Source organism: Bradyrhizobium sp. Pha-3, assembly GCF_042258325.1.
Lineage (GTDB): Bacteria > Pseudomonadota > Alphaproteobacteria > Rhizobiales > Xanthobacteraceae > Bradyrhizobium > Bradyrhizobium elkanii.
In genome coordinates this window covers 955,453-977,560 of record NZ_CP170151.1, presented here as the reverse complement: position 1 = coordinate 977,560, position 22,108 = coordinate 955,453, and the positions used below count along the sequence as shown (strand labels likewise).

The following is a 22,108-nucleotide window of genomic DNA, read 5'->3' as shown; positions in this document are numbered from 1 at the left end:
CGACATGGGTAACAGGTCAACTGATCGGCGAGGAGGAGCTTGCCGATGGGGTGGATGGAGACCTGTGCTGTGGATGAGCGGATGCGGTTTGTGGTGGCGGCGCAAAAGCACGAGGAGTCATTTGCGGCGGTGTGTCGGCGATTCGGAGTGAGCCGTCGGGTGGGCTACAAATGGCTTGCGCGGTTCGAGGAAGAAGGCGCGGCCGGACTGTTCGATCGTCCACGAGCTCCTTTGCATCGTCCGCAAAGCGTTGCGGAAAAGATTGCCGAGCGCTGCCTTGAAGTGCGTCGGGCGCATCCGACCTGGGGGCCGATCAAGGTGCTGGCCTTTCTCGAACGGAAGTCACCTCGGACGGCATGGCCCGCGGCAAGCACGATCGGCGAGCTGTTCGATCGTGAAGGCCTGACGGTGAAGCGCAAGCTGCGCCGACGCAGCCCGCCCTCGAGCGCGCCCTTTGCCGGTTGCGATGCAGCCAACGATACTTGGTGCATCGACTTCAAGGGCTGGTTCCTGACCGGGGACGGCATGCGCTGCGAGCCGCTGACGATCACCGATGCCTATAGCCGCTACCTGCTGCGCTGCCAGGTTTTGGCGCGCACCGACACGGATCATGTCTGGCCCGTGCTGGACGCGGCGTTCCGCGAATTTGGGTTGCCGCATTACATGCGCTCGGATAACGGCTCGCCGTTTGCCTCGCGCGGCGCTGGAGGATTGTCGCGGCTGTCGGTGAAGCTGATCAAAGCCGGCGTGACGCCGGAGCGCATTGCACCGGGCAAACCTCAGCAGAACGGCCGCCATGAGCGCATGCATCTGACCCTGCTGCAAGACGTCGCCAGCCCGCCGGCTCCCACCATGCGCGAGCAGCTTAAGCGCTTGCACAGCTTCCAGTATCTCTACAACGAAGAGCGCCCGCACCAGTCGCTCGACAACGCCACGCCAGCCGACCGTTACCAAGCCTCCTCGCGCCGCTTCCACGGTGTCTTGCGCGAGCCGGAATACGCTGACGATCAGGAGGTCCGTTCGGTCCGGCAGAACGGAGAGATCAAGTGGCTGGGCAACACGATTTACATCAGCGAAGCGCTGATCGGTGAGCCCGTCGGCTTGGCCGAGGACCACGACGGCTGGACCGTCAGCTATGGCCCGATCGTGCTCGGCACGATCGCTCGCCGCGGTGACCAACTTCGCAGGCCGAGACGCAAAGCAAGCGGCTGTGGACTTGAGGACAACGCTGCCCGTTGCCCTCAGGGTCCACAGCCTCAACAACAACAGACCTGAACGAAACGAGAATTGTGTTACCTATGTTGTCGGTCTGAACTGTTACCTATGTTGCCGGTTGCTCACGCATGAAGCGAAGCGAAATGCGATCCGGGTGAGGGGTCGCGGTCTCTCCGCGCAGCACGCCGCATGGAGAGATACCCCTCACCCCAACCCTCTCCCACAAGGGGAGAGGGGGCGCAGCGGTGTTCGCGGCGCGCGGCTCACTTCACCAGCGAACATCCGCCGTCGGCCAGCGGGCGGAACGCCTGGTCGGCCGGGATGGTCGCGATCAGCTTGTAATAGTCGTAGGGGTACTTCGACTCCTCCGGCTTCTTCACCTCGAACAGATACATCGGATGGATGACGCGGCCGTCCTGGCGGATCGTGGTGTCACCGAACAGCTTGTCCTTGCCCTTGAAGGTCTTCATCTGCGGCACCACCGCCTTGGCGTCGTCGCTGCCGGTGGCGGCAACCGCGTTGAGGTAGGCGAGCGTCGAGGCATAGACGCCGGCCTGGTTGCCGCTCGGCATCTTGCCGTTCATGCCGGGACGCGCGGCAAAGCGTTTTGCGAACGCGCGGGTGTCGTCGTTCATGTCCCAGTAGAAGGCTTCGAGCAGCTGCAGGCCCTGCGCGACCTTCAGGCCCATGCCGTGGATGTCGTTCACGAACAGCAGGAACGCCACCATGGTCTGGCCGCCCTGCTGGATGCCGAACTCGGCCGCCTGCTTCACCGCATTGATGGTGTCGCCGCCGGCATTGGCGAGCCCGATCACTTTTGCTTTCGAGCTCTGCGCCTGGAGCAGGAAGGACGCGAAGTCCGACGTGCCGAGCGGATGCTTGCTCGAGCCCAAAACCTTGCCGCCGTGCTTCTCGATGTAGTTCGTCGCCTCGGCTTCAATGCCTTTGCCGAGCGCATAATCCACGGTCACAAAATACCAATCCTTGCCACCGCGCTGCATCATCGCGGCCGCGGTGGTGTTGCCGGTCGCCCAGGCGTCATTGACCCATTGAATGGTGTTCGGCGAGCAGGCCTTGCCGGTGAGATCGGAGCTCGCGGTCGACGACGCCAGGAACGTCATCCGGCTATCGCGCAGGATGGTGTTGATGGCGAGCCCGACCGCCGAGTTCGGCACGTCGACGATGGCATCGACGCCTTCGACATCGAGCCATTTGCGCGCGATCGCAGATCCCACATCGGCCTTGTTCTGGTGATCGGCATAGACGATCTCGACCTTGATGCCCTTGCCGCCGCCGCCGAAATCCTCCGCGGCCATGCGCGCGGCTTCCACCGAACCCATGCCGTTGGTGTCCTGGAAGATGCCGGAAATGTCGTTGAGCACGCCGAGGCGCACCACGTCGCCGGAAATCTCCGCGCGTACGCTGCCCGCAACGCAGGCCAATGCCAGCGCAAGCCCAATCCTAAATCGCCCAACCCCGAAGCCCCTCATCGTCTCCCTCCCATGTTTCCTCAATCGACCTTTTGCTGGTCTTGAGCGTCTCGTCAGGCCGGCGTGATCTCGACCGGCAGGCTGCTGAGCCCGCGCAGCGTGTTGTTGAAAAGGCGCTTCGGCTCGCCGGTGATGTCGATCCTGGCGACACGACGCGCCAGCGCCGCCATCATCACCTCGCCTTCGAGACGGGCGACGAGCTGGCCGACGCACATATGGATGCCCGAACCGTAGCCGACGTGACCCGACGTACGACGGGTGATGTCGTAGCTGTCGGGCGCTTCCCAGCGGCGCGGATCACGATTGGCCGCGGCGAGGAACATCAGCACCTTCTCGCCTTCGCCGATGCTGGCCCCACTGAGCTCGACGTCGCGCGTCGTGGTACGGAAGAAAGTCTGGACCGGACTTTCGAACCGCACGGCTTCCTCGAAAGCGTTGCGCGCCAGCGTCGGATCGTTGCGCAGTTTCTGGAACTGTTCGGGGAAGCGGGCGAGGCAGTAGACCGCGGCGCCGATGCCGTTGACGGTCGTGTCGAGACCGGCCGACAGCAGCGAGCGCACCAGCAGCGGCGCTTCGGTCGCGGTAATGGCGCCGCTATCGACATGGGCGTGAATGCAGGCACCGATGCCATCAGGGGTGAGATTGTCGCGCTGGCATTGCTCGGCAACATAGGCCTGATGCGGCGCCGAGCGCTCGATCGCCTCCTTGCGGAGCTCGTTCGGCGGGCCGAAGGCGTTGAACACCAGACTGGCATAGGGCAACAGATGCTCGCGGCCCTCCGGCCTCAGGCCGAGCGCATCCGGGAAGATCGACAACGGATAGGCTTCCGCAAGGTCCGCGATCGCGTCGAACCTGCGCTTCTCCAGCAGCGCGTCGAGACAGGCCTCCGCGGCGGCGGCAAATTGCCCACGAAGCTGCTTCATCACGGTCGCCGACAACACCGTGCTCAGCACGGCGCGGGTCCGGGTATGGGCGGGCGGGTCGGCCTCCAGGATCAGGCTCGGCGGCCGCCACGGCTTCTCCTTGGAAAAGTCGCTGAGGCCGACGCCGCGGCTGGAGCAGAAGGTCGCGGGATCGTTCAGCACCGCATGGACCTCGGCGTAGCGCGCCACGCCATAGACATTCCACTTGTCGAGATAGACCACCGGCCCGGCCTCGCGCAGCCGCTCATGGGTCGGGAATGGATCGGCGAAGAACTCGAGCGCGAACGGATCGACGTCGAGATGCGGGACGGACGCAGCTTCTGTTGCAGTCATCGGGACCTCCCGAGGTTTGATCTTGTCAACACGGGCCGCATATCTATTGCTCCCGAACGGTTTCGCAGCGATGATTTGAGAGATGAGCAGCCAGCCCCTCCCCCGAAAGCCCCGCCGGCCGAGACCGGCCGATCCCGCAGACGCCAGCGACGGCCCGCTGCTGGACCTTGATCGCTATGTGCCGGCGTTCATCACCTTCATCGGCAACAAGCTGTCGAACAGCGCCACCGCGTTTTACCAGAAGAATTTCGGCGTCAACGTCACCGAGTGGCGGATCATCTCGCAACTGGCGATCGAGCCGGGCATTCCCGCTTCCCGGATCTGCCAGGTGATCGGCTTCGACAAGGGGCCGGTCAGCCGCAACCTCGCGGCATTGCAGAAGCGCGGCCTGCTGACTATCCGCACCGCGCCGGACGACGGCCGCACCCATTCGATCACGCTGACCGCGCGCGGCCGCGCCATCCACGACAAGGTGATCGTCGCGGCGCTGGAGCGCGAGCGGCGGCTGCTGGCGTGCCTGAAAAAGGACGAGCGCGAGGTGCTGATCGAGCTGCTGCGCCGGCTGCACGAGAATCTCGGCGCCGTCACCGGGCAAAGCACGACCTGACGGCGAAACCAGGCCACGGGCGGCGCCCGCCGCCGCCACGGTCTTCGCCCGATCCTCCATGCGTGCCGCTCGCGCCGTGCTGCGCAACATTCTCCTCCCAAACGCGTGGCCGTTGACCGTCCCTGTCCCGATTGGGGTGGAAATTCGCACAGCTTAGTTGCTCTGGCAACTAAAAATCCGTGATGCACTGCGTCGTCGGTCGCAAGCAAAGCGATGTGGCGCGGCCATCAAGTCAGGTGAGCACGCCGCCCAAGCTCCCTCCCCCCCGGGTGAGATGATCGAGGGGAACGTCGCTTCGCAACGTCGGGGCTTTCGTCGTCAAAGTACGAATATTGAGAGCACGCCGTGCGGTACCCCTCTCCCTAGCCTCCCCCGCAAGGGGGGAGGGAACCCTTCCGCTGGTGCCTTCCTTACGTCCGCCTTTTCTACCCCCAATCTCAGCCCGCGCAGCGGATCGCCTCACCCGACCCGTCGTCCTCCAATACCGCCACCGCTGCGGCGCGGCGCGTCAGCACGGCGCGCTGGTTGATGTAACCCTTGTCGGTGATCTCCCCGCCATCGACCGAGGCGGGCTCGGCCAGCAGCAGCGCCCGGGTGGCATGGCCGGAGGAATGGCCGCCTTGCGCCTTGAGCCGTGCCAGCCCCTGCCCGATCGCGGAACGGACCGCCGGATGGCCGATCACCTCGCTCGCATCGGCGCTCTCGGGCAGGCCTGCCAGCGAACGGCAGGCGGCGAGGTTCGGAAACACCAGGAAGCGCACCTCATCGCGGCCATGGCCGGTGACGACGATGTCCTGCGCGAGCGGCGCCAGCGCCGCGATGCCGGCGACGCGCAAGGTGCCGACGCTGACCCAGGTGCCGGAATTGAGCTTGAAGTCCTCCGCCACGCGGCCGTCGAAGAACAGGCCGAGATCGGGCCTTACGGGATCTGCGAAGGTGACGGCGTCGCCGATCTTGTAAAAACCCTCGGCATCGAAGGCCTCAGCGGTCAGCTCGGGCGCCTTCCAGTAGCCCGGCGTGACGTTGGGCCCGCGCACGCGGACCTCGAGCTTGTCGCCCGACGGCACGAGCTTGAGCTCGGTCCCGGGGATCGGCACGCCGATATTGCCGGAGCGTTTTGCCAGGAAGTGGCAATCGGTCGCGAGCGGCGAGGTCTCGGTCGAACCCCACGCCGACACCATCGGCAGCCGGCGGCCGACGGTCTGCAGCGACAATTCCTCCAGCGCGTCCCACAGATTCTGCGGCAGCGCGGCGCCGGCATAGAAGGCGAATTTGGTGCCCTCGAAGAATTTTCTGCGCAGTTCGTCGTCGGTGCGCAGCGCCGCGATCAGCATGTCGAAGCCGCGCGGCACGTTGAAATAGACCGTCGGCACCACGCTGCGCAAGTTGGCGAGCGAGGTCGCGAACAGGCCGGGCGCCGGCTTGCCGCCGTCGATATAGAGCGTGCCGCCGTTGCGCAGCACCAGGTTGAAATTGTGGTTGGCGCCGAAGGTGTGACTCCAGGGCAGCCAGTCCAGGATGACCAGATCATCGCGCGACTGCTCCAGGAACGTCCAGGTCTGCGCCTTGGCCTGCTGGCTCGAGGTCAGCATGCGCTGGGTGTTGATCACGGCCTTCGGCGTCCCCGTCGAACCTGAGGTGAACAGGAATTTTGCGATCGTGTCCGCCGTCACCGCCGCGAACGCCTTGGCGACCCCGGGCGCTTCCGGCGTGGCAGCGACGGTGCGGAACGGCAAAGCGTCGGCATCGTCGGGATTGCCGCTGACGATGGTTGCGCGATGCAGCGGCTTGATTGCGCCAAGCGCCGCCGCGAACGGCCTTGTGCTCGTGACATAGATCGCGCCGGGGTCGAGCACCTCGATCATGCTCTTCAACTTGTCGAAATCTTTCGACATCAAGGAGTAGGCCGGCGAGATCGCGGCCGAGGGCACGCCGACATGCTGCGCGGCGAGCGCAAACAACGCGTGATCGATGCCGTTGTCGGAGAGGATGACGAGCGGCCGTTCCGGGCTCAGCCCCTGCGCGAGGACCCACGATGCGGCCCGCCGCACCGTGGCGAGCGCGTCGCGATAGCTGACGGTGTTCCAGGGCGCGTCGGCATTGGCGCGCTCGCCGAGAAAGATGCGATCCGGCGCCTGCCGCGCCCAATGCTCCAGCCAGTCCCCGACGCAGCGGGCGCCTTGCTTCAGCGGCGTAGTGGAGCGGACCAGGATGCTGCCGTCGTTGCGGCGATCCGCAACGATCGCGGGCGTCGCGAACAGGCTGCTCGGATTGTCTCCGCTGGCGGCGGCCATCGTCATGGTTTCCTCCTCGCCCAAGTCTTGTCACCCTTGTCTCATCGGGATCGCGCCGCAACATGGTGCGGCGCCGCGGTCCCGGCCGGGCTCTTTGGTGATAATGTTGCGGACATCAATTGTTGTCGTCAACAACAATCTTTCCCTCCCGCCTTGGGCGCGCTAGCCTTGCGGTCATGGCAGGCCAGCAAAAGACATCGCGCAAGGCGGCAGGAACGGCAGCCGCAATGCGCCGCCCCCGGTCGCATGGAGCAAATAGCGGCACGCCCAACGGCGACGCCGGCAACGACATCGGCCTCGACGCGCTGGTCGGTCACGCCGGCTATGCGGTGCGGCGCTTCCAGCTCTGGATCTTTCAGGACTTCATCAAGACGCTGGCGACGGTCGATATCCGCCCAACCCAGTATTCGGTAATGACCGTCATCGGGGCCAATCCGGGTCTCAGCCAGATGGCGGTGGCAAAGCGGCTCGGGATCGAACGCGCGCGGCTGGTGCATTTGCTCGACAGCCTGGAAGAACGCGCCTTCGTCAGCCGCGTCCCCTCCGCGACCGACCGCCGCTCCCACGCGCTGCATTTGACCGCGCGCGGCAAGACCGCGCTGGCGCAGTTCAAGCGGCTCGCCGCCGAGCATGAGCGGCATGTCGCCGAGAAGATCGGCAAGGAAAACCGCGAACAGCTGCTGCGGATCCTCGCCTGCTTCACCTGACCTTTCGACCGAGATTTCGGCTTGATCAGACCTGCCTCCAAATTGGGCAGGCGCTCTCTCATGCGAGCCCGCGTTCGTTCCGACAGGCATTTCAAGCAACTGATATTGTGTAATAATCCATCTCGCGACGGGCGCGGGCGAATTGTACACAATGGCATATTGCTTGCTTCGCTCAGGCTGTAATTCCCTTGCGGATGGCATCCGACGCCTCCCGCTCACGAGATGAGGCCAAGCACGTGACTGAAACTGTCGCCGCGATCGTCGCCGCGCACCGCGCCGGGACCATGACGCCGGCCCAAACCGTGGCGCGCAGCTACCAGCGCATCCGCGAGCACAATGATCCCGCCATCTTCATCAGCCTGCGCGACGAGAAGGGTGCGCTTGCCGAGGCCGGGCGGCCCGCCGATCCGACGTTGCCGCTCTACGGCGTGCCGGTCGCGGTCAAGGACAATATCGACGTCGCGGGACTGCCGACCACCGCCGCCTGCCCGGCGTTCTCGTATGTGCCCGCACAGGACTCCACCGCAGTGGCAAAACTGCGTGCGGCCGGCGCCATCATCATCGGCAAGACCAATCTCGACCAGTTCGCCACCGGTCTGGTCGGCGTGCGCTCGCCCTACGGCATTCCCAGGAATCCGGTGCGCGGCGATCTGGTGCCGGGCGGATCGAGCTCGGGCTCCGCCGTCGCGGTGTCCGCAGGACTGGTGCCGCTTGCGCTCGGCACCGATACCGCGGGCAGCGGCCGCGTCCCGGCGATGCTCAACAACATCGTCGGGCTCAAGCCGAGCCTCGGCCTGATCTCGACCACCGGCGTCGTGCCGGCGTGCCGGACGCTCGACTGCGTCTCGATCTTCTCGCTCACCGCCGACGACGCGCTGGCCGCGCTTGCCGTGATGGCCGGGCCGGATGACGCCGATCCGTACTCGCGCGACCGGCCGCTGGCCCCGCTGGCGAGCTTTCCGGCGAAGCTGAAGCTCGGCATTCCCCAAACCGGCCAGCTGAAATTCTTCGGCGATCATGAGGCCGAGAAGGCCTATGGCGAGGCGTGCAAGCGCTGGCAGGCGCTCGGCGCCGCTCTCGTCGAGTTCGACCTCGCGCCGTTCTACGAGACCGCACGGCTGCTCTATGAGGGCCCGTGGGTCGCGGAGCGCTATCTCGTGATCCGCGACCTGTTGGCGTCGTCACCCGAGGCGGTCCATCCGGTGACGCGCGAGATCACCGTCGGCGGATCGCGCCCCACCGCCGCCGATACTTTTTCTGCGCTGTACCGCCTCGAGGCGCTGCGCCGCGTTGCCGAGCGCAGCCTCGCACACCTTGATGCGATCATGCTGCCGACCGCCCCGACCGTCTATTCCACCGCTGATGTGCTCGCCAATCCGATCGAGCTCAACTCGCGGCTCGGCACCTACACCAATTTCGTCAACCTGCTCGACATGTGCGGCCTGGCGCTGCCGGCCGCGATGCGGCCCGACGGCGCGCCGTTCGGCATCACGCTGCTCGCCCCCGCCGGCCGCGACGCTGCGCTTGCCGGCATCGGCCGCGTCTTCCATGCCGACACCGAACTTCCCCTCGGCGCCAATTCACTTCCGCAGCCGCCGCTCGCCGCCGCGCCGATGCAGGCCGGCTCCGGTGAGATCACCATCGCGGTGGTCGGCGCGCATCTCTCCGGCATGGCGCTGAACCACGAGCTGACGATGCTCGATGCGCGCCTGCTGGAAGAGACGGTCACCGCGCCGGACTACAGGCTGTATGCACTCGACACCACGCCGCCCAAGCCCGGCCTGCTGCGCATCGAGGCCGGTGCGGGCGCATCGATCAAGCTCGAGCTGTGGGCGATGTCACCGGCCGCATTCGGAAAATTCGTCGCCGCGATCCCGCCGCCGCTGTCGATCGGCACGATCAGGCTCGCCGACGGACGGCAGGCCAAGGGCTTCATCGTCGAGCCTGCCGCGATCCATGGCGCGACGGATATTTCCACCTATGGCGGCTGGCGGGCGTTCATGGCGGAAAGGGCGAAGGCCTAGCCGCTCAGGCGGTGCGCTCCCTCGCCCTGCAAGCGGGGCGAGGTAAGAAGAAGCTACACCGACACCGCATAGGTCTCGTATTCCCCGCGCACCTGCTCGATATGGGCGCGCATCGCCGCGGCGGCGCCTGTCTTGTCGCCGCGCATGATGGCGACGACGACGCGGTCGTGCTCGGCGTGGGATTTTGCCAGACGCCCGAGATTGCGGAACTGGGCGCGGCGGAACGGCTGCACGCGCACCCGCGTCGCCAGCGTGATCTCGGCAATATAGGCGTTCTGCGAGCCGGCATAGATTGCGTTGTGGAAGCGCTCATTGACCTCGTGGAAGCGCTCGGGATTGCCGGTATAGCTCAGCACCCGCAATTCCTCGTGGATCGCTTCCAGCGCGTGGCGCTCCGCCGGCGTCATCCGCTCGGCGGCAAGGCCGGCGCAGATCGCCTCCAGCTCGGCCATCGCCTCGAACATGCCGGTGAGCCGTTCAAGCGAGGGCCGCGCCACCACGGCGCCGCGATGCGCGCGGGCATCGATCAGGCCGCTGGCGGCAAGCTGCCGCAGCGCTTCGCGCACCGGGGTGCGCGAGACGTTGAATCGCCGCGCAAGGTCGGTCTCGTCGAGCCCGGCCCCCGGCGGCAGCGTGCCGCGCACGATCTCGTCGGCGAGTTGCAGCCGCAGCTCTTCGGCGCGGGTGACCTTGTCGACCAGCGACGACGGCCGATCGATGCGGCGCACCGTCATCTCGGATTCTGCGCCCTGCGGCAGATCGTCCAGGCTCATCCTCGATCGCCCTTCAAGCACCTTTGGGTTCATCGATGACGCTGACATGGGCCGCGACGATTCTCCAGCCCTCGGGGAAACGAATCCAGGTCTGCATCTGCCGCCCCACTCTACCCGGTGCGCTGTCCCGGTAGAACAGCGTCGAGGCGATCGCGGTGTCGCGGCCATAGGTCGTGATCACGGTCCGCTCGATCTTGCGCATCAGCCCGACCGGCGAGCGTCCGGCGCGAAACGCCATGATCTCGGCATAGCCATAGAGGTTCTCGCCAATGCCGTAACGCAGCGTCCGGCGGTCGTCGCGGAACAGCTCGTCGAGCACGGCAACATCGTTCGAGACCAACGCTTTCTCATATCGCTGGAACTGCGCGGTGACCTCGGCGACCACATCGGGAAGATCGATATCCATATCAGAGTCCTCTCGGCGCAGGCGCGGCCGCAACGCCCATCTGTTCCAGCGCGTAGGCGACCCGCAGCGCGACGTCCTCGCGCCAGGGCGCCGCGATGATCTGCACGCCGATCGGCATCGGTTCAAGCGGCACCGGCACGGCGACCACCGGCAGGCCGATGAAGGAGACCGGCTGGGTGTGGATGCCGATATTGGCGCGCACCGGAAGCTCGACGCCGTCGAGCGTGAAATTGGCCTGGCCGATCTTCGGCGCGGTGCACGGCGTCGCCGGCGCCAGGATCACGTCGACCGACTGGAACAGCTCCAGCACCCTGGCGCGATACCAGCGGCGGAATTTCTGCGCCCTGTCGACATAGACCGCCGGGACCATCGCGCCGGCAATGAGACGGTCGCGCACCGCCGGATCGAAATCGTTGGGACGCTCGCGCAGGCGATCGAGATGCAGCGCGGCACCCTCGGTCGTGGTGATGATGTAGGCCGCGGCGCGGGCACGCGCCGCTTCGGGAAGCTCCACGGTCCGCGTGGCACCGAGCGCCTTCGCGACGCGCGCGACCGCCTCTGTCGCCTCCAGAAACAGATTCTGCTGGAAATAGCCGCCGGCGATCGCAACCCGCAGCCCGCCAATATCATTGGCAAGCAACGGCACCGTCGGCTCGACCGACTGCACGATGCAGGCCGGATCATCGGCGTCAGGTCCCTGCATGGCGTCATAGGCGAGCGCGAGATCCTTCACGCTGCGCGCCAGCGGGCCGAGATGATCGAGGCTGGCGACGAACGGATAGGACCGCGCGCGCGACAGCCGGCCATAGGTCGGCTTCAGGCCGAACGTGCCGCAGAACGACGACGGCACGCGGATCGAGCCGTTGGTATCGGAGCCGAGCGCGATCGGCACCAGCGCGCCGCCGACGGCGCTGCCCGAGCCGCCGGAGGAGCCGCCGGTCATCCGCGCCGGATCATGCGGATTGCGCGACGGGCCGTCATGCACGTTCTCGCCGGTGAAGTCGTAGGCGTATTCGCCCATGTTGAGCGCGCCGACCAGCACCGCACCGGCCGCTTCCATCCGCTCGATCAGCGTCGCGTCGCGCGGCGACGGCGGCAGGTCGCGGTTGATCTTCGAGCCGGCGCGGGTCGGAAGACCCTGCACATCGAACAGGTTCTTCACCGCGAACGGAACGCCGGCGAGCGGGCCGACCGGCTGACCAGCGGCGATCGCAGCATCGACCGCTTTGGCCCTGGCATGCGCGCGATCGACGGTGATGTCGGTGAAGGCATTGAGGACCTTGTCATGCGCCGCGATCCGCGCGAGCGCAGCCTCGGTCGCCGCAAGAGCCGTGATCTTGCGGCTCGATACGGCCTGCGCGATCTCGGCGGCCGACATGGAAGCGGGAGTTTCGGGCATCGCGATCTCAGGTCGAATAGACGGCAGCCGACACGACGTCGTCCGGCAGCGGGGAGTCATCGACCAGCCGCGCCAGCCGCAGCGAGACGTCGAGATTGGCGCGCACCGCCGGACGCCAGGCGTCCTCCAGCGGCAACGCCATCGCGCGGGCGACGGCGTTCATATAGTCGTCGAGATGATCGGTCATTTCGCTCCCAATAACGATTTTGCGCATGATCTATTCGGAAAACCGGTCCCCACTTTTCCGGATCATGCGTCAAGACACCGGCAGAGGCGGATGGGGGATCGCCGTCAGCAGTTCCCTTGTATAGGCATCCTGCGGATTGCCCAAGACGTGTTCGGATGTGCCCTGCTCCACGATGCGACCGGCGCGCATCACGATGACGCGATCACACAGCAGGCGCACGACATTGAGGTCGTGCGACACGAACAAATAGCTCATGCCCATCGACTGCTTGAGGTCCTGCAGCAAATTGAGCACCACCGCCTGCACCGAGACGTCAAGTGCCGCGGTCGGCTCGTCGAGGATCACGAGCTTCGGGTGCAGCGCGATGGCGCGCGCGATGCCCACGCGGGCCTTCTGGCCGCCGGAGAGCTGGTGCGGAAAGCGATCCAATAGATTGACCGGCAGGCCGACCAGCCGCGCGAGCTCCTCGCAGCGGTCGCGGAGCGCGTCGCGCCCCCTGATGTCGCCGAGCTGCATGATCGGGTCCGCGATGGCGCGCGCCGCGGTGAAGCGCGGGTTGAGGCTGTCGGTCGGATCCTGAAACACCATCTGGATCTGGCTGCGCCGCGGCAGTCGCGCGAAGGAGTGCGGCGCGATGCCGCCGATGTCCTCGCCGTCGAACATGATGCGGCCGGAAGTCTGGTCCAGCAGCCGCATCACCATCATCGACGTCGTCGACTTGCCGCAGCCGGATTCGCCGACCAGCCCGACGCTCTCGCCATGGTCGATCGAGAAACTGATGCCGTCGACCGCGCGGAAGGTCTCTTCCTCGACCGGCGGCTTGCGGCCGAACAGCTTTGCCAGCACCCCGCCCGCGCCCTGGCGCGGATAGTCCTTGACGAGCTTTTCGACTGACAGGAGGGGCTGCTTCTGCTCCCTCTCCCCGCCCTTCGCGGGGTCGAGACGAGCGTAGCTCGCTCTTAGAGGGTCGGGGTGAGGGGCCGTATCCGCGCGTGCAGTATGCGGAGAGTCCCCCTCACCCGCTGCGCTGTGGCGCGCAAGTGCGCTGCCGAGCGCGTCGGCCTCTCCCCGCACGCGGGGCGAGGCGGAAGAGTCTTCCTCCGGCAACAGATCCCGGAGCGACACCCCGAGCCGCGGCGTCGCGCGCATCAGCTTCCGGGTGTAGGCATGCCGGGGCGCAGCGAAGATGTCAGCCGACTTTGCGGTCTCGACCACGCGGCCCTTCTCCATCACCACGACGCGGTCGCAATAGGCGGCGGCGAGGCCGAGGTCATGCGTGATCAGGATCGTCGACATCGAGCGGCGCCGGGTCAGTTCGACGATCAGATCCATCACCGCCTTCTGGGTGGTGACGTCGAGCCCGGTGGTCGGCTCGTCGGCGATCAGAAGCTGCGGATTGCAGGCCAGCGCCAGCGCGATCACGACGCGCTGGCACATGCCGCCGGACAGCTCGAACGGATAGGCGTGGTAGCGCTCGCGTGCGCGCGCGATCTTGACCTGCTCCAGCGCCTCGATCGCCGTCTCGCCGCGATCGGTGACCTGCGCCTGCTGCACATGCTGGCGCAGCACGTCCTCGATCTGGTGCCCGACCTTGCGGATCGGATTGAGCGCGGCGCGCGGGTTCTGGAAGATCATCGAGACTTCGCGGCCGCGCAGATCGCGCATCTGGCTCTCGGTCGCCGCCTTGACGTCGATGCCGGAAAACATCACCGAGCCCTCGGCGATCCGGCCGGCGCGATCAAGGATGCGCATCACGGCATAGGAGGTCACCGACTTGCCGGAGCCGGACTCGCCGACGATGCCGACGGTCTCGCCCTTGCCGACGGATATGTTGACGTGCTGCACCGCCTTGACGATGCCGCGACGCGTCGTGAACTCGACCGTGAGGTCTTTGACGTCGAGCAGCGGCTGGGCGGTCATGCGCACCTCCCCTCACGGGGGGCGTCATCGAAAAATCCGCAAAACAACCCCATGCAAAGGAGCGGAGAGGTAATATGACACCGGACCGGGACAGGCATCACGTCCTCCGCTGCGGGTCGACGATGTCGCGCAGGCCGTCGCCGAGCAGGTTGAAGCAGAACACCGCGATCATCAGCGCAAGGCCCGGGAACAGCGCGATCCACCATTCGCCGGACACCATGAACCCTGCGCCCTCGGCGACCATGATGCCCCACTCCGCGGTCGGCGGCCGGACGCCGAGACCGATGAAGGACAGGCCCGCGGCGTTGAGGATCGCATAGCCCATCGTCAGCGACATCTGCACGATCATGATCGGCATGATGTTCGGCAGGATGTGCCCGAGCAGGATGCGGTATTCGCCATTGCCCGAGAGCCGCGCCGCCTGCACGAATCCGGCATTGCGGCGGACATTTGCCTCGGCGCGCGCGACGCGGGCGTAGAGCGGGAAGTTCACGATCGCGGTGGCGATGATGATGTTCTGCACGGTGTTGCCGAGCGCCGCGACGATGCCCATCGCCAGCACGAACAGCGGAAATGCCATGATGGTGTCGGCGATGCGGCCGACGATGCGGTCGGTCCAGCCGCCGAAATAACCGGCGGCGATGCCGGCCAGCCCGCCCATCAGGAACACCAGCACCACGGAGGCGACCGCGATGAAGGTGTCGAGCCGTGTCGCGACGATGACGCGGCTTAAGATGTCGCGGCCGAGCTGGTCGGTGCCGAACCAGTGCGCGGCCGACGGCGGCTTCAATGCTGCCGCGGTGTCCGACGCAAGCGGGTCGTAAGGCACGACATAGGGCCCGAACAGCGCGGCAAACAGGATCAGGACCAGCAGCACGAAGGCAAAGCCGGTGACCTTGTTTTCGCTCAAAACGTAGCGGGTCTGCTCAAAAGCAGCGGCAAGCCCCGACGTGCGGGCGGGACCTGCGGGCTCGACGGTTGGAGCTACGGTACTCATCCTCTAGCCCTCCAGCCTGACGCGGGGATCGATCACGCCGTAGAGGATGTCGATCAGGAGATTGAGCAGCACGTACATGACCGCCATGGTCAGCACGAAGCCCTGCACCGGCGCGAAGTCGGACGCGATCAGTGCCTCGACCGCGTAGGAGCCGATGCCGGGCCAGGCGAACACCTTCTCGACCAGCACATTGGCCCCTAGCAGGAACGAGAACACCATGCTGAGCGTGGTGATGACCGGCAGCATCGCGTTCCGAAACGCGTAGGTGACGATCACCTTGCCGGGCGACAGGCCGCTGGCGCGCGCGGTGCGGACGAAGTCGGACGCCAGCACCGCCAGCATCGAGGCGCGCGTCATCCGCGCAATCGGCGCCAGCGAGAAGATCGCGAGCGTCACCGCCGGCAGGATCAATTGGCTGAGCGCAGAGCGAAACGCCTCGAAGTCCCGCGCGATCAGCGTGTCGATGAGATAGAAGCCGGTGACGGTCGGCGGCGCGCTAGCGAACACGTCGAGCCGGCCGAGCGGCGCCGGTGACCAGCCGAGCCGGAAATAGAACACATAGACCAGCACGAGCCCGGTGAAGAACACCGGCAGCGACACGCCGGCCGTGGTGGTGACGCGGCAGAGATGGTCGATCCAGGAGCCCGGCCGCGTCGCCGCCAGCACGCCGAGCGGGATCGCGATCACGATGGAGACGACAAGGCCGAGCAGGGTAAGCTCGGCCGACGCCGGCAGCCGATTGCGCAGTTCGGCTGCCACCGGCTGGCCCGTGGTGAGCGACGTGCCGAGATCGCCATGGGCGAGATCGTTGGTGTAGCGGACGAACTGCTCGATCAGCGGCTTGTCGAAGCCGAGCTTCTTCCGGATCTGGTCGACCGCCTCCTTGGTGGCCGCGGGGCCAGCAAAGTACGCTGCGGGATCGCCCGGCAGCGCGCGCGTCAAAAGGAACGTCACGATCACGACCCCGATCAGCGAAGGGATCGCGAACAGCAGCCGCTTGCCGATCAGGGTCAGCATGGCGTGCTCCTAAGCACATCGCCAAGAGCCACAACGGGACTGGAGGGGCTCCCTCCCCCACAAGGCGGGACAATCGCATATGGGACGCACGAGCTTATCGGCTGGCTTACTTCGCCTCTCCCGCTTGCGGGGGAGGCCGACGCGATCGAAGAGCGCGGCGGGTGGGGGCTCTCTCCACTCAGGGATTCCCAATGTGGAAGCACCCCCACCCCGCCCTCCCCCGCAAGCGGGAGAGGGAGCCTGAGAAGCGTGCTCACCTCACTAACGAGGTCGACACACGCGAGTGCGTCGCGCGCGCTCATCATGACCTCACCCCTTCGCCATCGCGCGATAGTCCAGCCGGCGGTGGAACCAGTATTCGTAGCCGGTCACGTTCTTCTGCATCGCGACGTTGACGAAGGGCTGATAGAGCGGGATGCGCGGGATGTCGGTGAAGGCGAGATCGACGAAACCCTTGACGTCGGCATCGTAGGCCGCGGTGTCGCCATTCGCGGCGGCAATGCGTGCGCCGTCGATGAGCTTGTCCATCTCGGGCGACTTGTAGTTCATCGTGTTGAAGATCGAATTGTTGCCGTGGTAGCACCAGTAGAAGAAGTACTCGGGGTAATCGAGCCAGCCCGAGAACACGTTGGTGAACAGCGGCATTTCCTTCTTGGTGAGCTCGGTGCGCCAATTGGCGCCGGGCACCTTGTTGATCGTGGTCTTGATGCCGAGCTGCGCGAGGCTCTCCTGCACCAGCACGCAGAGCGGCTCGTTGACTCCCGCGAAATTCAGGTCGAACGAGATCGTGGTCTCGAAACCGTTGGCGTAGCCGGCCTCAGCGAGCAGCGCCTTGGCCTTCTCCATGTCGGTGTAATATTTCGTCGGCTGCGGCCAGGCGACCTCGGTCGGCTTGTCCTTTGCCGCGCCGAACATCGGGTTGGCGAGACCGAACAGCACCGCATCCATGATCTTCTGATACGGCATCGCGTAGGCCATCGCCTGCCGTACCTTGGGATTGTCGAACGGCGGCTTGGTCACGTTCATGCCGATATACTGGATGCCGTTGGAGAACGGCAGCGAGACCACGTTGAGCTTGCCGTTCGCCTTCATCTCCTGGAAATCCTTGAACGGCAGCTCGTAGGAGATGTCGGCGTCGCCGCGCTCGAGCAACGCGCGGCGGTTGCCGGCCTGCGGCACCATGCGCCAGATCACGCGCTTGATCTTCGGCAGCGGACCGCAGACCCAATCGTCGTTGCGTTCCATGACGACTTCGGTGCCGGCGGTCCACTTGGTCACCTTGTAGGCGCCGGAGCCCGCGGTCTGCTGCTTGGTGAATTCGAGGCCCCAGGGATCCTTTTCGCTGGCGTTCTTCTTCACCAGCTCGGAGTTGACGACACAGGGCACGATCACGGCGAGGTCGGGGATCGTCAGCTTGTCCTTCTTCAGGAAGTCGACGCGCACCGTGGTGTCGTCGACGATCACGAACTGCTCGGGCTTGGTCAGCGAGCCCGCGCTCATCTGGAAGGTCGGGAAGCCGCCGACAGAGACGGCGCGATCAAGCGACCATTTGACGTCCTTCGCCGTGACAGGCGCGCCGTCGTGGAATTTGGCGTTCTTGCGCAGCTTGAAGGTGACCGACATGTCACCGATGTTGATGTCCTCGGCGAGCTCGGGCTTGAACTTGTCGCGGTCGTAATAGGGCACGCCGCCCGGACCGCTCTTCATCTCGTGGCTGATCAGGCGGTCGTAGCAATTCCACGACACCTCGTAGCCCGGCACGTTGGTGCCGATGCCGTGGATATCGAGATTGTTGGGACCGCCTTCGGATACGATGAGCAGCGTCTCGGAGCGGGCGTCGGCTTTGGCCGGCGACCAGATCGCGGGCGCGGTCGGCGCCAGGGCGCCCGCTGCCAGCCCGGACACCGATTTGAGGAAATCGCGACGCTTCATGTGATGCTCCAACGCCCTTGGGAACGGCCTTGGAACTCAGATCGCAAGGATTGTGCCAACCCTTAACGAAATCTTATGTCCTGCTAATGCCTTGCCGGGGCGAGAGAAAATTCCGACGGTATCCCGGTCGGGCAAAATCTCCCATCGCCAATTGCATACAAAGACAGGCGATATGCTCAATGAATGAGCAAGAAACGACTCCTGCTTGCTTTGTGGCCGGCAATGGATGTCGCGCGCGGAAGAGCGCTAATCTGGCCAGACCAACTCCTGCAATTGCACGAAGTCATCGACCCGGTCCGGCCAACGCTCGATGCAGATGTGCCGGAGCGGATCGCTGGCCGAGTGCAGCATCAAGAGCGCCATCAGCCGCCGCTTCAGCGTGAACGTCACCTCAGTGCGCGGGATGCCGAAACCATCGAACAGGCTGCGCACCCGGCGGGGATGCCCGGCGGCCATGAAGGCGCTGGGGCCGAGCAGGTCGTACTCACCCCACCCCGTCCGGACGTCGCCGAAGTCGAACAGGCCGGCGACGTGCCAGCCGTCGGCCCGGCGTCCCAGCAGAAAGTTCTCCGGGATGTATTCGCCGGTCAGGATCACCGGCGGCGCGTTCATCGGGATCAACTCAGTGGCGTCGCGCAGCAGTTCGCCGAGCGAGGTGAGGAATTTCGCCGGCAGGCCGAGCCGCTCGTGCCGCGCCCGGCACTGCGCGATCTGGGTGCGCATGAAGGCGTCCCAGCGCGGCTCGATCGCAAGCAGGTTGCCGGGTGGCACGCGCTGCACCTCGGCAATCACGGCGCCGATCTCGGCGAGCACGCGCTCCCGCTCGGCTTCCGGCAGCGCCGGCCACACCTCCGAGCCGACGGTACCGGCGAGGCGCGTGATGACGAGATAGGGCCAGCCGTCACGCTCGCCCTCCGCGACCAGGTCGGGAATCGGAATGCCGAGCCGTCCGCGCAACTCGGCAAGCGCGCCGCGCTCGGACACGAATTGCGGGCGCAGAAACGGCGGGAAGAGTTTGAGGATCAGGCCTTCGTCGAGCCCGACAACCAGATTGGTGCCGGTCGAGAACACATGCGGCGCATCGCATGACAGCCCGTGGCCATCGGCAATATCGCGCGCGACCGGCAACCAGCGCGACGCGGCGCCGCGCCAGGCGCGGTAGGTGTCGTAGTCGGTGAGGGAAGGAAGGGATGTCATTTCAAGGAATCTCGTAGCTTAAATCCATCCCCGTCATCCTGAGGTGCGAGCGGAGCGAGCCTCGAAGGATGAATCGGCCCGACTGGTGGCCGTCGATCCTTCGAGACGCCGCTTCGCGGCTCCTCAGGATGACGGAGAAACAGTTGAGCAGCCTGGATGCCCCTCACCGGTCCGGATTGGCGCGCTCGAACTGGCGCAAGAGGCGGTTGCCGCGCTCGACGGCGTTGTCCATCGCGGCCTGCGCCGATCGCTTGCCGGCGAACACCTGCTCGAGCTCCTCCTCGATCACGTCGCGGATCAGGACGAACGAGCCGAGGCGGATGCCCTTCGAATGGTCGGTCGGCGGCTTCAGCGTCACCTCCTCGATCGAGATCGAGGCGCCGGGATTGCGATCGTAGAAACCCTGCGTGCGGGTCAGATCGAATGCGGCGCGGGTGATCGGCAGGTAGCCCGTGTTCTGGTGCCAGGCGGCCTGCACCTCCGGCCGCGACAGATAGGCGAAGAACTTCGCCACGCCGGCGTACTCGGCGCGCGGCCGGTCGCGCAACACCCACAGCGTCGCGCCGCCGATGATCGAGTTCTGCGGCGCGCCCTGCACGTCGGGTTCATACGGCATCATGCCGTAGCCGACCTCGAATTTGGAATTGGCCCTGATGTCGGCGCGCGTGCCCGACGAGCCGATGAAGATGCCGCACTCGCCTTTCTGGAAGCGCGGCTCGGCCGCCTGCCCGCGGCCGCTATAGTCGAAGGTCTTGTCGGCCTGCCATTGCGCGAGCTGCGCGATGTGGCGCACCACCAAAGGGTTGTTGAAGATCAGCTGTGCGTCGAGCCCGGAAAACCCGTTGGCCTTGGTTGCGATCGGCAGATTGTGGAAGGCGGAGAAGTTCTCGACATTGATCCAGGACGGCCACGACGTGGTCACGCCGCACATCGCGCCCGCCGCGCGCAGCCGCTTGGCCACGACGCCGAGCTCCGGCCAGGTCCTCGGCGGCACACTCGGATCGAGCCCGGCAGAGCGGAACATATCCTTGTTGTAGTAGAGGATCGGCGTCGAGGCGTTGAAGGGGAACGACAGCATGTTGCCGTCGACATCGGCATAGTAGCCGGCCACCGCGGGCAGATAGGCCGACGGCGCGAATGCCTCGGATTGATCGCGCATCAGCTCGAACACCGGATAGATCGCGCCGCGGGCCGCCATCATGGTTGCGGTCGCGATCTCGTTGACCTGAACGATCGCCGGCTGGCTGCGCGATCGGAAGGCGAAGATCGCCGCGGTCACGGTCTCGGTATAGTTGCCCTTGTAGGCGGGCACGATCCGGTAGTCGGATTGCGAGGCGTTGAAATCGGCGGCAAGCTTCTCGAGCTGCTTGCCGAGCTCGCCCGACATCGCGTGCCACCACATGATCTCGGTGGCCGCTCGCGCCGGCGACACAAGCAGAAGAGCCGCGACGACGAGGTGCAAAAGCTTCAAGGCGAGCTTCAAAGCGAACTTCACGACGAGCCGTTCCCGGATGCCAACACGCCCTCATAAGGCGCTACAACCGCAGATTCAACCGACACCACAGGTTGCACCGCGGATTTAACGTTTGGCCGATGGCGAACCAGCGCCATTCTGCTAAAAATGCGTTGAACCTTTTCTTCCCGCCCTGGACACAAATCACAAGGGGAATTGTAGCCTGTGTACCGCCGCGCCGGCCTTTCGCGGATAACGATGCTTGCCGTCGCGCTGTCATGGGCAGCGGTCCCGGCGAGCGCTTTTGCGCGCGAATTCCGCACCGCCGATACCCAGAATGAGGACTATCCGACCGTCCAGGCGCTGAATTACATGGACCGCCTGATCGCCGAACGCACCGCCGGCCGGCACCGCATCGTGGTCTTCCATTCCCGCCAGCTCGGTGAGGAAAAGGAGACGCTGGAGCAGACCCGGGCCGGCGCCATCGACCTGAACCGGACCAATGTCGCGCTGATCGGGACAATGGTGCCGTCGGTCAACGTGCTGGCAATGCCGTTCCTGTTTCGATCGCCCGAACACCTGCAGAACGTGCTGGATGGACCGATCGGCAGCGAGATCCTGAACAGTCTCGGAGCTTACGGCTTCGTCGGGCTGGCCTTCTACGATTCCGGCGCCCGCTCGATCTATAACAGCGTCCACCCGGTCCATTCGCTCGACGACGTCAAGGGACTGCGGCTGCGCGTGCAGCAATCCGAACGGATGTCGGACATCATGCGCGCGCTCGGCGCCCAGCCGGTCCAGATGCCCTACGGCCAGGTGCTGACCGGATTCGCCACCGGGCTGATCGACGGCGCCGAGAACAACTGGGCGTCCTTCGTCACCACCGGTCACTACAAACATGCCCGCTACTACACGTTGACCCAACACACCTTCAGTCCTGACGTGCTGCTGATGTCGCAAAAGGCCTGGGCCAGCCTCTCGCCGGAGGAGCAGGCGATCTTCCGCGAGGCCGCGCAGCGCTCCAGCGTCTACATGCGCGAGAGGTGGCGGGAGCTCGAGGCGCGCTCGCGCAAGCAGGCGGAGCTGGCCGGCGTCGAGATCGTGACCGACATCGACCGCAAGCCGTTCGAAGCTGCAATGGCCGGCATCTACGCCAGGGCCGAGCGCGATCCCGCGATATCGGCGCTGATCGAACGCATCCGCAACATGGAGTAACCGGATCTTGGACGCATCA

General features: G+C 65.7%; 17 protein-coding genes and 1 pseudogene. 5 read left to right on the top strand and 13 right to left on the bottom strand.

Annotated features, from left to right (window positions below):
- Positions 1–45: 45 nt before the first annotated feature.
- A pseudogene (locus ACE10X_RS04615) lies at positions 46–1,161 on the top strand (integrase core domain-containing protein); the annotation flags it as partial.
- Positions 1,162–1,478: 317 nt separating this feature from the next.
- Here the strand turns inward: ACE10X_RS04615 and ACE10X_RS04610 are convergent.
- The gene (locus ACE10X_RS04610) at positions 1,479–2,705 is read right to left on the bottom strand and encodes an ABC transporter substrate-binding protein (protein ID WP_038384902.1); all 1,227 of its coding nucleotides are present in this window, start codon (positions 2,703–2,705) and stop codon (positions 1,479–1,481) included.
- A 53-nt stretch (positions 2,706–2,758) separates the two neighbouring features.
- On the bottom strand, positions 2,759–3,961 hold the full coding sequence (locus ACE10X_RS04605) for a cytochrome P450 (protein WP_038384903.1): 1,203 nt from the start codon (positions 3,959–3,961) through the stop codon (positions 2,759–2,761).
- 82 nt (positions 3,962–4,043) lie between these two features.
- On the opposite strand from ACE10X_RS04605, the gene ACE10X_RS04600 reads away from it, so the two are divergent.
- On the top strand, positions 4,044–4,568 hold the full coding sequence (locus ACE10X_RS04600) for a MarR family winged helix-turn-helix transcriptional regulator (RefSeq protein WP_028340491.1): 525 nt from the start codon (positions 4,044–4,046) through the stop codon (positions 4,566–4,568).
- A 437-nt stretch (positions 4,569–5,005) separates the two neighbouring features.
- On the opposite strand, the gene ACE10X_RS04595 is transcribed toward ACE10X_RS04600, so the two are convergent.
- Positions 5,006–6,868, bottom strand: coding sequence for a feruloyl-CoA synthase (locus ACE10X_RS04595; protein ID WP_375764052.1), 1,863 nt, complete (start codon positions 6,866–6,868; stop codon positions 5,006–5,008).
- A gap of 221 nt (positions 6,869–7,089) precedes the next feature.
- Between ACE10X_RS04595 and ACE10X_RS04590 the strand changes: the two genes are divergently transcribed.
- Both ACE10X_RS04590 and atzF read left to right on the top strand, forming a co-directional pair.
- On the top strand, positions 7,090–7,569 hold the full coding sequence (locus ACE10X_RS04590; protein WP_051003005.1) for a MarR family winged helix-turn-helix transcriptional regulator: 480 nt from the start codon (positions 7,090–7,092) through the stop codon (positions 7,567–7,569).
- Between the two features lie 194 nt (positions 7,570–7,763).
- On the top strand, positions 7,764–9,593 hold the full coding sequence (atzF, locus tag ACE10X_RS04585) for an allophanate hydrolase (RefSeq protein WP_375764567.1): 1,830 nt from the start codon (positions 7,764–7,766) through the stop codon (positions 9,591–9,593).
- Between the two features lie 53 nt (positions 9,594–9,646).
- On the opposite strand, the gene ACE10X_RS04580 is transcribed toward atzF, so the two are convergent.
- The 10 genes from ACE10X_RS04580 to ugpB all read right to left on the bottom strand — a co-directional run bounded on the left by ACE10X_RS04580 (position 9,647) and on the right by ugpB (position 20,823).
- Positions 9,647–10,366: a GntR family transcriptional regulator gene (locus ACE10X_RS04580; RefSeq protein WP_038384905.1), complete on the bottom strand. Its 720-nt coding sequence runs from the start codon at positions 10,364–10,366 to the stop codon at positions 9,647–9,649.
- Between the two features lie 13 nt (positions 10,367–10,379).
- Positions 10,380–10,772, bottom strand: coding sequence for an oxalurate catabolism protein HpxZ (gene hpxZ / locus ACE10X_RS04575; protein ID WP_016845830.1), 393 nt, complete (start codon positions 10,770–10,772; stop codon positions 10,380–10,382).
- 1 nt (position 10,773) lies between these two features.
- Complete coding sequence (locus tag ACE10X_RS04570) at positions 10,774–12,150, bottom strand: AtzE family amidohydrolase (protein WP_085970621.1); 1,377 nt, start codon at positions 12,148–12,150, stop codon at positions 10,774–10,776.
- Positions 12,151–12,178: 28 nt separating this feature from the next.
- Positions 12,179–12,358, bottom strand: a complete 180-nt coding sequence (locus ACE10X_RS04565; protein WP_038384908.1) for a DUF4089 domain-containing protein — start codon at positions 12,356–12,358, stop codon at positions 12,179–12,181.
- Between the two features lie 69 nt (positions 12,359–12,427).
- Positions 12,428–14,278, bottom strand: a complete 1,851-nt coding sequence (locus tag ACE10X_RS04560) for an ABC transporter ATP-binding protein (protein ID WP_038384909.1) — start codon at positions 14,276–14,278, stop codon at positions 12,428–12,430.
- Positions 14,279–14,375: 97 nt separating this feature from the next.
- The gene (locus tag ACE10X_RS04555; protein ID WP_375764051.1) at positions 14,376–15,275 is read right to left on the bottom strand and encodes an ABC transporter permease; all 900 of its coding nucleotides are present in this window, start codon (positions 15,273–15,275) and stop codon (positions 14,376–14,378) included.
- A 3-nt stretch (positions 15,276–15,278) separates the two neighbouring features.
- The gene (locus tag ACE10X_RS04550) at positions 15,279–16,292 is read right to left on the bottom strand and encodes an ABC transporter permease (protein WP_038384911.1); all 1,014 of its coding nucleotides are present in this window, start codon (positions 16,290–16,292) and stop codon (positions 15,279–15,281) included.
- 309 nt (positions 16,293–16,601) lie between these two features.
- Positions 16,602–18,224: an ABC transporter substrate-binding protein gene (locus ACE10X_RS04545; protein ID WP_038384943.1), complete on the bottom strand. Its 1,623-nt coding sequence runs from the start codon at positions 18,222–18,224 to the stop codon at positions 16,602–16,604.
- A gap of 246 nt (positions 18,225–18,470) precedes the next feature.
- Complete coding sequence (locus ACE10X_RS04540; protein WP_038384912.1) at positions 18,471–19,421, bottom strand: phosphotransferase; 951 nt, start codon at positions 19,419–19,421, stop codon at positions 18,471–18,473.
- A gap of 163 nt (positions 19,422–19,584) precedes the next feature.
- A complete protein-coding gene (gene ugpB, locus ACE10X_RS04535) occupies positions 19,585–20,823 on the bottom strand; it encodes a sn-glycerol-3-phosphate ABC transporter substrate-binding protein UgpB (RefSeq protein ID WP_244435803.1) in 1,239 nt (412 codons plus the stop codon).
- Positions 20,824–21,132: 309 nt separating this feature from the next.
- Here ugpB and ACE10X_RS04530 point away from each other — a divergent pair, with 309 nt between their 5' ends.
- On the top strand, positions 21,133–22,089 hold the full coding sequence (locus ACE10X_RS04530; protein WP_051003006.1) for a TRAP transporter substrate-binding protein: 957 nt from the start codon (positions 21,133–21,135) through the stop codon (positions 22,087–22,089).
- The last annotated feature ends 19 nt before the right edge of the window (positions 22,090–22,108 follow it).